Origin of the sequence: Bacillus sp. FSL W8-1143, assembly GCF_037965155.1 — a bacterium.
In the GTDB taxonomy this organism is placed as follows: Bacteria; Bacillota; Bacilli; order Bacillales; family Bacillaceae; genus Bacillus; species Bacillus pumilus.
The window spans coordinates 2,995,986-3,007,196 of record NZ_CP150182.1 but is presented as its reverse complement, the minus strand read 5'-3'; the positions used below and the strand labels follow the sequence as shown (position 1 = coordinate 3,007,196).

Annotated in this window: 13 protein-coding genes; 9 read left to right on the top strand and 4 right to left on the bottom strand. The window is 41.7% G+C overall.

Annotated elements, in window-relative coordinates; all coding sequences use genetic code 11:
- Window positions 1-21 precede the first annotated feature (21 nt).
- From NSQ36_RS15490 to NSQ36_RS15460, 7 genes are all read left to right on the top strand, one after another.
- A complete protein-coding gene (locus NSQ36_RS15490; RefSeq protein ID WP_137054419.1) occupies window positions 22-591 on the top strand; it encodes a cob(I)yrinic acid a,c-diamide adenosyltransferase in 570 nt (189 codons plus the stop codon).
- A gap of 166 nt (window positions 592-757) precedes the next feature.
- On the top strand, window positions 758-1,150 hold the full coding sequence (locus NSQ36_RS15485; protein WP_050944105.1) for a hypothetical protein: 393 nt from the start codon (window positions 758-760) through the stop codon (window positions 1,148-1,150).
- 15 nt (window positions 1,151-1,165) lie between these two features.
- Window positions 1,166-1,831, top strand: coding sequence for a PspA/IM30 family protein (locus tag NSQ36_RS15480; protein WP_003213665.1), 666 nt, complete (start codon window positions 1,166-1,168; stop codon window positions 1,829-1,831).
- 111 nt (window positions 1,832-1,942) lie between these two features.
- Window positions 1,943-2,812, top strand: coding sequence for a DUF4097 domain-containing protein (locus tag NSQ36_RS15475; RefSeq protein WP_339206046.1), 870 nt, complete (start codon window positions 1,943-1,945; stop codon window positions 2,810-2,812).
- Between the two features lie 30 nt (window positions 2,813-2,842).
- A complete protein-coding gene (gene liaF / locus NSQ36_RS15470; protein ID WP_034620120.1) occupies window positions 2,843-3,607 on the top strand; it encodes a cell wall-active antibiotics response protein LiaF in 765 nt (254 codons plus the stop codon).
- Window positions 3,604-4,668 carry a two-component system sensor histidine kinase LiaS gene (liaS, locus tag NSQ36_RS15465; RefSeq protein ID WP_003212649.1) on the top strand — a complete coding sequence of 355 codons (1,065 nt, stop codon included), beginning with the start codon at window positions 3,604-3,606 and terminating at the stop codon, window positions 4,666-4,668. The genes liaF and liaS overlap by 4 nt, the downstream gene beginning before the upstream one ends.
- Window positions 4,665-5,300: a response regulator transcription factor gene (locus NSQ36_RS15460; RefSeq protein WP_003213157.1), complete on the top strand. Its 636-nt coding sequence runs from the start codon at window positions 4,665-4,667 to the stop codon at window positions 5,298-5,300. The genes liaS and NSQ36_RS15460 overlap by 4 nt, the downstream gene beginning before the upstream one ends.
- Window positions 5,301-5,347: 47 nt before the next feature.
- On the opposite strand, the gene NSQ36_RS15455 is transcribed toward NSQ36_RS15460, so the two are convergent.
- From NSQ36_RS15455 to NSQ36_RS15440, 4 genes are read right to left on the bottom strand one after another with little or no spacing between them, the layout of a single operon-like run.
- A complete protein-coding gene (locus tag NSQ36_RS15455; protein ID WP_012011213.1) occupies window positions 5,348-5,716 on the bottom strand; it encodes a hypothetical protein in 369 nt (122 codons plus the stop codon).
- A gap of 37 nt (window positions 5,717-5,753) precedes the next feature.
- On the bottom strand, window positions 5,754-6,875 hold the full coding sequence (locus NSQ36_RS15450) for a Ger(x)C family spore germination protein (RefSeq protein WP_050944103.1): 1,122 nt from the start codon (window positions 6,873-6,875) through the stop codon (window positions 5,754-5,756).
- Window positions 6,872-7,966 carry an endospore germination permease gene (locus NSQ36_RS15445; RefSeq protein ID WP_106029297.1) on the bottom strand — a complete coding sequence of 365 codons (1,095 nt, stop codon included), beginning with the start codon at window positions 7,964-7,966 and terminating at the stop codon, window positions 6,872-6,874. Before NSQ36_RS15445 ends, NSQ36_RS15450 begins: the two co-directional genes overlap by 4 nt.
- Window positions 7,953-9,377, bottom strand: coding sequence for a spore germination protein (locus NSQ36_RS15440; protein ID WP_339206043.1), 1,425 nt, complete (start codon window positions 9,375-9,377; stop codon window positions 7,953-7,955). The genes NSQ36_RS15445 and NSQ36_RS15440 overlap by 14 nt, the downstream gene beginning before the upstream one ends.
- Before the next feature lie 114 nt (window positions 9,378-9,491).
- On the opposite strand from NSQ36_RS15440, the gene NSQ36_RS15435 reads away from it, so the two are divergent.
- Both NSQ36_RS15435 and fumC read left to right on the top strand, forming a co-directional pair.
- Window positions 9,492-9,659 carry a YvzF family protein gene (locus tag NSQ36_RS15435; protein WP_003213147.1) on the top strand — a complete coding sequence of 56 codons (168 nt, stop codon included), beginning with the start codon at window positions 9,492-9,494 and terminating at the stop codon, window positions 9,657-9,659.
- A gap of 88 nt (window positions 9,660-9,747) precedes the next feature.
- Entirely contained in the window at window positions 9,748-11,142 is a 1,395-nt protein-coding gene (fumC, locus tag NSQ36_RS15430) for a class II fumarate hydratase (protein WP_137054422.1), read from the top strand.
- The last annotated feature ends 69 nt before the right edge of the window (window positions 11,143-11,211 follow it).

Here is an 11,211-nt window from a genome sequence, read left to right as displayed (position 1 = left end):
AAAAGAAAAGGAGGAATACCAATGAAACTTTATACAAAAACAGGGGATCAAGGTCAAACAGGCTTGATCGGCGGGAGAGCCGATAAGGATGATGTGAGAGTAGAGGCGTACGGCACGTTAGATGAGGCGAATAGCTTCATTGGACTCGCACATGCACATTTACGTCAGCATGGCGAATTGTTTCAAGACATTTTGTCAGAGCTGATTGTGATACAGCACGAGCTGTTTGACTGCGGCGGTGATTTGGCAGCAGTCAAACCACCGAAAGAAGGTAAATTAACTGAAGCATCTGTAGCAGTCCTTGAGCAAAGAATGGATGACTATGTAGAAGAAGCCGCGCCTCTCACGAAGTTTATTTTACCGGGCGGCCAGGAAGGCGCAGCTCTCTTACATGTGGCGCGGACAGTCGTCAGAAGAGCAGAGCGGCATATGGTGACGCTTGCGAAGCAGGAGGAGATTCCAGCAGTTGCGCTCACATATGTAAACCGGCTCTCTGACTATTTATTTGCAGCCGCCCGAATCGTGAATCATCGGCTCGGTGAAGCGGATGTTGAATATGAACGAAGTGCAAACGTATTTCGGTCTAAATAAAGGAAAGCACTCTTCAAATGAGAAGAGTGCTTTTTTATTGGATTCTACCGCTCAGTCTGAGCGAAGTTACGACTCTGGTCGCAATGAAAGATCAATCTGCGACACGTTTTGCCAGCTTTCTTTTTTGACTATAGTAAAAGCAAGGAGCAAGAAAGGAGGCATGAAGATGAAAATAACAAGTAAAACCATCATCGGTTCGATTTTAATGTTTGTCGGTCTATCCATCTTCTTCGGTGGCTCACTAGGAGGGCTGATCCCAATTCTGATTGGGGCGTGGCTCATCTATGTAGGTGTAAAGAAATATGAAAAAGGCAGTAAAACCTTCGGCGTCATTCTAGCAGTCATTGGTGTCATGATCGTTGTGCAAGCTCTTCCATTTATCCTTGGAATCGCACTAGCTGGGTGGCTTCTCTACTTCGGCTGGACGATGATCAATGGTAAACAGGCAAAAGAATCATCAAGTAGATCATATATGGAGCCAAACACGTCACCGAAAATGGAAGAACCTATGCACACGTCATTTGATCAAGAATGGGAAGACTTTTTAAAGAAAAAATAAGAGGAGGAAATTCAAATGGTATTCAGAAGAATGAGAGATATGTTTGTTGCAACGGTCAATGAGGGCTTAGATAAAATGGAGAATCCACGTGTCATGCTGAATCAGTACGTTCGTGATATGGAGGACGATATTGCCAAAGCGAAACATGCGATCATCAAACAGCAAACGATTCAACAAGGCTTCCTGCGCAAAGCAGAAGAGACGGAAGCATTTGCTGATAAAAGAAAGAAGCAGGCTGAGCTGGCATTTCATGCAGGAGAAGAAGAATTAGCACGAAAAGCGCTCACAGAAATGAAGTATTTTGAAGAAAAGCATCAGGAATATCAGGAAGCTTATCAGCAATCTGTGAAACAATTAAAGGAGCTAAAAGAGCAATTGCAACAGTTAGAAACGAAGCTGCGTGATATTAAAGACAAGAAGCAGGCACTCATAGCAAGAGCAAATGCCGCACAAGCAAAGCAGCATATGAACGAATCTATGAATAAAGTAGATAGTGAAAGTGCATATAAAGAATTTCTTCGAATGGAGAACCGTATCGAAGAAATGGAGACAAAAGCGGGCAGCTATACACAATTTGAGGATCAAGGAGCATATGCTCATCTAGACTATGCTGATGAGGTTGAAAAAGAATGGCAGAAGCTCAAGCTGGAGAAGAAGCCTGAGCAGCAGCAAGCAAACTAAGAAATCAATGGCAGATCGGAAGAAAAGCAGGATTTTTCTTCCGATATTTGATTTCTTTCTGTTTCGCTTTTCCTTATAATGAAAAGGTCAGAAGATAAAGGGATGGTATGAATGAAGCGGTTAATCGGTCTAATTTGTATACTTGTAGGTGTCTTTTTAATGATTGGGATGCTTTTCAAAAACGAAAATCTCTTTCATTTGAGTTTCTCCCGTGAAAAAGCAGTCACAAAAGCTTCAGCGAAAAAAGATGAAATTGATCAATTAGATATTTCTCTTTCTGGATTTCGCGTGAAGGTAAAACCTGAAAATCGTTCCGATATTTCCGTGATGGTCGTAGGTGGAAAAGGGAAAATGTATGCGGAACAAACAGGCAGTACATTTAAAATCCGTGCTGAAAATAAAGGATTCTTGTTTTTCACTTCATTTGAAAAAGGAGAACTCTTAGTCAAAATGCCAACAGATTATCATAAAAATGTGAAGATTACGGGTGGAAGCGGGGTCAGTGAGATGGACGGCGAAGGGAAGCTGGCACTTGAAGATGTGATCCTCAAATCAACAAGCGGAAACCTCAATGCCGAGAATTTCTCAGCAAACAATGTCGAAATCAAAGCGACATCTGGCAGACTCTCTGTGTCTCACATCGATGCGAAAAATAGCGATATTGGAGCAACCTCAGGGCGTGCCGATATTAAAGATGTCAAAGGCGAAATGCAGCTAGAAATGACAAGTGGTAGATTGACGGCAAGTTTTGATACCATTGAATCACCTGTCTCTTTTCACATGACATCAGGCAGCGCAAAATTTAACCTGCCGGATGAAGGAGATTTTAATGTCCAAGTGAAAAAAACAAGTGGAAGTGTCGATCACACCTATCACTTTGATCAAGCAGATAGTGAAGGTCGAGGCTTTACAGGCACGCGGGGAAAAGGGACACACTTAGTCGATATTGAAATGACAAGCGGAAACTTAAAGCTGCGGTAATGAACGAAACAAAGGAAGGAGGCGAGTCAACTGCGTTTTTCAAGGAATCAAATTTTAGGCATCATTGTCGTGATTTTTGGTATTAATCTATTTCTCAAAATCATTGGGATCGGAGCCGATTTGTTTTGGCCTGTGTTTTTTGCGCTTGCGGGCTATTGGCTGCACTCAAGATCCAAACGTTGGCTCGGTTCAGTTTCCTATATTTTTGCCGGCTTTCTCTTTTTAAAATTCCTGCTCAATATTACGTTTAGTCTCACAGGATATTTATTTGCGGCCTTTTTGATATATGCCGGCTATCGCTTATTGAAAAACAAACCTGTTTTTGATGTCGATAAAAAGGAAGCACCGGAGAGCGATAAGCCTTCATTGAAAGTCAATCTTGAAAAAGAGGGCGAGCAAAAGAAAACAAAGAGCCAGACAAAGCCGCGCAAGGAGCATGACTTTTTTATCGGTGAAGTCAGGCTGATGAAAAAGCCGTTTCAATTAAGTGATTTGACGATTTCAGGGTTTATCGGGGATGTCAAAATCGACTTATCAAAGGCCATCATCGCAGAAGAAGAGAGCACGATCGTGATAAGCGGGCTCATCGGAGATGTGGATATTTTCGTACCGCAGGATATTGAAGTATGTGTGAGTGCATCAGCTGCCATTGGTGATATGAAAATTATTGATGAAAAAAGAAGCGGATTCGGCAGTAAAGTGTATGTGATGACAGACAATTACGATGAGAGCAAACGAAAAGTGAAAATCTCCATCTCTTTACTGATCGGAGATGTGGATGTGAGATACTTATGAGGAAACTCCATCTAGGTATCCAGTGGCAATCTATTCGTCTTGGAGTAGGGATCTCGCTTGGTGTTGTCATCATGACGATGCTGCCCATGTTTTTTTATTATCAGCTTGATCCGATGATTCTCCTCTCTACCCGCTGGTTTGGCATCCCGTTTTTTTGTATTTTACTGATCATTAGTCTTGCCATTGGGTTTTCTGCCTCACATGTATTTGGCTATCAGCATAAAAAGCGTCTTGATCAGCTTGTAGAGTCGATTTTAAAGTTTGAAAATGGGAACTTTGCATACAGACTGCCGTCTCTTGGTGACGATGAAATTGGCTTAGCGGCTGATCAATTAAATGAAATGGCGAAACGAGTGGAAGGTCAAGTAGCCTCTTTGCAAAAGCTCTCGAATGAGCGGGCAGAATGGCAGGTGCAAATGAAAAAGTCGGTCGTCTCAGAAGAACGTCAGCGTTTAGCACGAGAACTGCATGATGCGGTTAGCCAGCAGTTATTTGCGATCTCGATGATGACCTCTGCGATTCTTGAAGTCATGAAGGAAAAGGATGAAAAGATTTTAAAGCAAATGCGCCTAGTCGAACGAATGGCTGGCGATGCACAAAATGAAATGCGTGCGCTTTTGCTTCATCTCAGACCGATCACCCTTGAAGGAAAAGACTTGAAAAAGGGCTTGATTGAGCTCCTAAATGAATTTCAAGCAAAACAGCCCATTGATATTGATTGGGAAATAGAAGATGATGTACCGCTGTCAAAAGGAGTAGAGGATCACCTCTTCCGAATTGTACAGGAAGCCCTGTCAAATGTGTTCAGGCATGCAAAGGCGACAAAGGTGACGGTTCGTCTGCTCATTCGAAATCGGCAGGTGCAACTGAAGATTATCGACAATGGGATCGGCTTTCAAACCGATCATGTGAAGACGGCCTCCTACGGACTGGAATCAATTCGTGAAAGAACAAGTGAAGTAGGCGGTGTCGCAGAGATTATGTCATTTGAGGGAAAAGGAACACAAATTGATGTGAAGGTTCCCATTTTTGATGAAGGAAAAGGAGAGAACGTTCGATGATTCGAGTGCTTTTAATCGACGATCACGAAATGGTGAGAATGGGGCTTGCTGCTTTTTTAGAGGCACAGGCTGATATTGAAGTCATTGGTGAAGCGTCAGATGGACAAAAAGGTGTAGAGCTCGCAGTTGAATTAAGGCCAGATGTCATTTTAATGGATCTTGTCATGGAAGGCATGGATGGCATCGAAGCAACGAAAAGAATTTGTCAGGAAATTGAAGATGCTCGAATTATCGTTCTGACGAGCTTTATTGACGATGATAAAGTTTATCCAGTGATTGAAGCAGGTGCTTTAAGTTATTTATTAAAAACATCCAAGGCAGGAGAAATTGCAGATGCCATTCGGTCTGCAAGTATCGGCGAACCAAGACTAGAATCAAAAGTAGCTGGAAAGGTGATGAATAAACTTCGTCATTCCTCAAATGGATCGATCCTTCATGATGCATTAACAGCAAGGGAAATGGAAATCTTGAAGCTGATTGCCGATGGGAAATCGAATAAGGTCATCGCTGAGGAACTATTTATTACAATTAAAACAGTGAAGACACATATTACGAACATTCTTTCCAAACTTGATGTAGAAGACCGGACGCAAGCGGCTGTGTATGCACATCGTCATAAGCTGATCCAATAAAATAAAAAAACAGCTTTCAAAAGAAAGCTGCTAGAACATGCGTAAGTTTAGTCCTTCTGTCCTGTGATCGGACGTTCGGATAGTTGATGGAGCTCAGGAACTGGAAAAGCCTCCTGCTCCTCGGCCGATTTGTCTTCTAGGGCTTTCTTCATCTCGGATAATAGCTTTACGCTCTCCTTTGCCAAAGCTGCCTTTTTCTCTTGCAAACCAATGATCTGTGAAAGTCCGACGAATATACCGCCTCCAATAAGAAGGAGCGCAGGGGTTTGTCCATAATAGATCACGATCAAAAATGTGCTTGAAAAGCTGTCGGCTTCAATGAAGAAATCTTCTTTTGATTGCATGAATACAACGACTAACAGGAGTATTCCTAGAATCAAAAATAGAATGCCGGCCGAAAGTAAAGCTCGTTTCATGATTGACACCCTTTTTTTCTTACCATTTTAACATACTCTATAAGGATTGTGTTGCGCCCTTAGTCCCGAAGTCACGGATTTTCACATTTGCTTTGTAACGAATATCTGATTCACTAAAAATTTCATCCCAATGTTTTGCTTCTTTTCGAAAATCTTTCGGGTAGGCAATACTCGCCTTTTGATAGAATCCGCAAATATCTGCTTTGATCTCGTGCTGTAATTCACCGATGAAATCTTTAACGCTTGTCTCTATTCGACGCTTGACAACGCCTTCAATTTCTCTGAGATACTTTTCATTAAAAGCGTTTTCACGTTCATTCCAATCCTCAGACAATCGTCCATCAAGTTCCACTGACACATCAAATTGATATTTTCCGCTGGCTGATTTATTGGTTTTAATATGGTGCTTGAGTTTGAAAATCTCAAAAGAGTAGATGCTGTGTTCATATTCAAATTCAATGACTCCACCCAGTCCGTCTCCAGTTAACAGATTGTATGACTGTACTGCTAACGGAGAGATATTGGTGAGAAATCGCTTATTCTTAATAATAGAGGCTCCATCGATCATTAATTTTCCTTGATCGACGCTGACTTTCGGAATAGCGAAAGATACATTGTTTTGCATGGCAGAAGAAATATCTCCTAATGAGCTAGTCTTAAACATGCGAATGGTCGATTTTCTATTCTCAGAAAGATCGTATAAGGTCGTAGAGGCTGGCTGTCCGTCGTCATTGATTTTCAGCATGTCTCCAGGATTCTTAGAGGTCATAAAGACGAGGCCTCCTCTCCTCGTTTCATTGTCTCGAATGAATTGATTAATGACGAGGTCGAAATCATTCTCATTGATGAGTTCCTCAGAAAACAAAAACACCCGTAGCTGCTGTGCGAAAATGCGATGGCTTTTCAGCGCCGTCGTGCGGAATATTTGATGCACAGAATCCCCGTTTGTTTCAATGATTTTCGTAGGGTCTTTGATGTTTGATTCCTGAGAGATCTTTTGAGGAACGAGGACTTGCATAGATACCTTTAATTTATTCCCTTGGTCCCCTTTGTCTACTGCAAATCCAATCGCCATGTTAAGCTCCTCAATATTTGTGCTATCCCAGCAACCACTTAATAGAACCAGCGTCAAAAGAGCAACAGCTGCTTTTTTTTTCATGTTGTGTTCCGCCTCCTTTTGAAAAACACGATGATAAATAAGAGAAACGGGAGAATGCCGAACAGCAGGAAAAAGAGGTTGTTCACATAGGTTAAATAATTTCGCACTGTATCGACATCCTTTGGAAAAATCGCTGCAAAGTAAATGACAATTCCCATTAAAACAAGGACCACTTTTTTAGGAAACTTGGTCAGTTTAGACACCCCGATTGCAGCAAAAAATGTATATCCGACAAAGCTTGTATAAAGCTGAATCAGCCAAACGATAAGCAAAAAGGAGTCAATGCGTTCAATAAAAATCCCCTGAATATCAAATGATTGAAATAAGGCAATGGTCGGCCAAGTCAAAGTCGCCGTTTCTTTAACAGTCAGCGCACCAATCACCATCATATAAGTGAAAATATAAATAATCGCAGGAATCAAAAAGCCGACTGTCCCATAAGCAAAGGTGTGTTTTTGTGTGTTCAGATAAGCAGGCATAAACAGTATCATTTCAATGCCGACAAACGATATGGCAGATGCATTCAAGGAATTGAAGACAGGGGAGAACCCCTCTCCTAAAACGGGACGGAGGTTATCTAACTTAAATTCTTGGAGACTAAGCCCATAAGCGACAAATAAGATGATGAGCGTCACAATCAGTATAAAAGGGAAAAGCCGGGCTAAATCACCAATTCCGCCAATCACCAGATAAAACCCAACTACAATAAAGCTGATCATTGTCACGGCTACTGGCGTGTTTTGAAGCAGAAAGAATTTGACCATTTCCGACATCGCGCGTACTTCATAGCTGGCGACGCCAAGAAAATAAATAATAATCAAGAGATTGGCAAGAGCGCCCAGCCATTTCCCAAGCCCTTCGTTCGTATAATCATAATAAGAGGAGAAGGGGACTTTTTTCATCATCAGGACATTTGCAAAAATAAACACTATGTAAATGACACTCATAAGTAAGAGTGCAATCCAGCCGTCAGGTGTAGCCGCAGCCTGAGCCATCGATCTTGGCAGAATCATCATACTTGCGCCTAGTGTTGTATTTGCAATAATGGCACTTGCCTGATAGCTTGATATCGACTCTTTATGATTGACCATCTCGTTCTCCTTTCTGTTGATTTTTTAAGGGCAATCGAATAATGGAATTGTCCTCGTTTTTATAGCTGAACACAAAATCAGGTGAGAAATACGGTGTGCCAAAACTTTTTTGCCGTGTGAGATGAGTAAGGAGTACGAGCATAAACAGCACAATCCCGTATAAACCAAAGGTAGCCGCAGCAAACATGGACACAAAGCGGAGCACACGAAAGGACATGCCCATCCCGTATTGAGGAACAGTAAAGGACGCAAGGGCCATCACGCTGACGATAATCACCATGATCGAGCTCACAATATGAGCCTGAACGGCTGCCTGGCCAATAACAACCCCGCCAACAAGTCCGATCGTTTGACCGAGCGGGTTTGGCAGCCTTAAACCGGCTTCCCGCAGGAGCTCAATCGTCATCTCCATGATGAGTGCCTCCACAATAGGCGGAAAGGGGACATTTTCTCTTGTACTTGAGATCGAAATAGCCAGAGTTGTTGGTAAAAGTCCTTGATGGAACGACACAAGCGCAATATAAATGGCTGATAAAAATAATGTCAGAAAGATCGAGGTAAACCGCAGCATACGAATGAGAGAGGCGGCGATCCATCTTTCATAATAATCATCAGGTGATTGCATAATCGTCGCGAGCGAAGCAGGTACAATTAACACAAAAGGTGAATGATCGACAAAAATGGCGACCCGGCCATTATTTAAAGCAGACGCGACTTTATCCGGCCGTTCTGTGTTTTGAATTTGCGGGAAAGGAGAATACACATTGTCTTCAATGAGCTCCTCAAGAACACCAGAGTCCTGTATATCATCAATGGTGACTTGCTTGAGCCGTTTTTTTACCTCTTTTAAAACAGAGGTTTCAACGATACCTTCAATGTACATGATGGTCACTTGGGTGTATTTCTTTTCCCCGATCTTCATGTTTACTGTTTTGAGGTCAGGGTTTTTCAAGCGCTGTCGCACGAGAGCTAAGTTCGTGTTTAAATCTTCAATGAAGCCAACTTTCGGCCCTCTTACGACTGTTTCAGATGTAGAATCCCCTAAACTGCGTTTCTTCGTTCCATGCGTTTCTAAAATATACGCATGCTGAAATCCATTAATCAGCACCACGCAATGCCCTTCAAAAATCGCATCGACCAATTCTTCAGAGGTCTTCACCGAACGTGTCGTCATCATGGATAAATTAGATTCCAACTTCTCTTTTGTAAGAGAGGTATGATCTTGGAGAAGCAGCTTTAAAAAGGTTTGAATTTCCATCTTTTCGTTCATTTCTTTTATGTATAAATAGTAAACAACCTGCCCGTGAGGCAGCGTTTTTTTCTCATGGACCAAATCATCCATTTCCTTTAATTGCGGGAGAATGACGGAGAGATTATCGTATAAGTGTTCTTTCAATGGAGTCTGATTCAAAAGGATCACCCGCCTCAAATAACTTTTTCTTAGCATTACCTGCTTGAAAAAACAATATTCTGTGTTACATTATTTTGTGGTAAAAGAAAGAATGAGGGTTTTGGAGGAAACAAGATGGCACAAATTCGTTTAGCAGGAACAAAAGAGGAGATTGACCGTATTCTACAGTCGTTTGACAAGCATTATGAAGTGACATATACATCAAAGGATTACGGAAAAACGAACCCAAAATACAAATATTCGAAAGATGTCCGCGTTTATATTGAACTAAAATTAAAATAAAGATAAAATTTTAATTGAAAACGCTTAAAGGATTTTCGTTTTTTGTATAGAATAGAGTTGAGTGTATAAAGCTATGGAGGGATACATAATGACAGAATTTAGAATCGAAAAAGATACAATGGGCGAAATCAAGGTGCCAAAGGACAAGTTCTGGGGTGCACAAACACAACGAAGCAAAGAAAATTTCAAAATCGGTTCTGAGAAAATGCCAAAGGAAGTTGTGAATGCGTTTGCAATATTGAAACGTAGCACAGCGATTGCCAACGAACGTCTTGGCAACCTTGAGAGCGAAAAAGCAGAAGCAATTGCTGCTGTATGTGATGATATCATCAGCGGAAAGTATGACGAGCATTTCCCGCTTGTTGTATGGCAGACAGGTAGCGGGACACAAAGTAACATGAATATGAACGAAGTCGTTGCAAATAGAGCAACTGCTTACTTGAAAGATAAAAATAGTGAGTTCAGCATTCATCCGAATGATGACGTCAACCGTAGCCAAAGCTCAAATGACACATTCCCAACTGCTATGCACGTGGCAGCTGTTTTAGCTGTGTACAAAAAATTATTGCCTGCGATTGATCAATTAAGAGCGACTCTTGATGAGAAGGCAAAAGCATATCAAGAGATTGTTAAAATCGGTCGTACGCATTTGCAAGACGCAACTCCACTTACAGTAGGTCAAGAAATTAGCGGCTGGGTGTACATGCTGGACCGTTCAAAAGAAATGATTCTAGAATCAACTGAAAAAATGAGAGAGCTTGCGATTGGCGGAACAGCTGTTGGTACAGGAATTAACGCACATCCTGAGTTTGGTCAATATGTCGCTGAGGAAATCAGCAAGCTGACAGGTCAAAATTTCAATTCTTCACCAAACAAATTCCATGCGCTGACAAGCCATGATGAAATTACGTATGCACACGGTGCCCTAAAAGCACTTGCAGCTGATTTAATGAAAATTGCCAACGATGTGAGATGGCTGGCAAGTGGTCCTCGCTGCGGAATTGGTGAATTGATCATTCCTGAAAATGAGCCAGGAAGCTCCATTATGCCAGGTAAAGTCAACCCAACTCAAAGTGAAGCATTAACAATGATTGCAGCGCAAATTATGGGAAATGATGCAACTATCGGTTTTGCTGCCAGCCAAGGAAACTTTGAGCTGAACGTATTTAAGCCGGTCATCATCTATAACTTCTTGCAATCAGTTGAATTACTTGCTGACGGCATGAACTCATTCCATGACAAGTGTGCAGTTGGAATCGAACCAAACCTAGAAACAATCGAGAAAAACTTGAACGATTCATTGATGCTTGTGACGGCACTTAACCCGCACATCGGATATGAAAATGCAGCGAAAATTGCAAAGCTTGCTCACAAAGAAGGATTAACGTTAAAAGAAGCAGCACTTCAATTAGAGCTGTTAACAGAAGAGCAGTTTGAAGAGTTTGTGAAACCAGAAGAAATGGTGACACCGAAAGCAAAATAAAAACCAGGGGCGGCTGCCCTTGGTTTTTTTCATTGAACGTGATGTGGACAAAAATGAAACCCAGGTTCT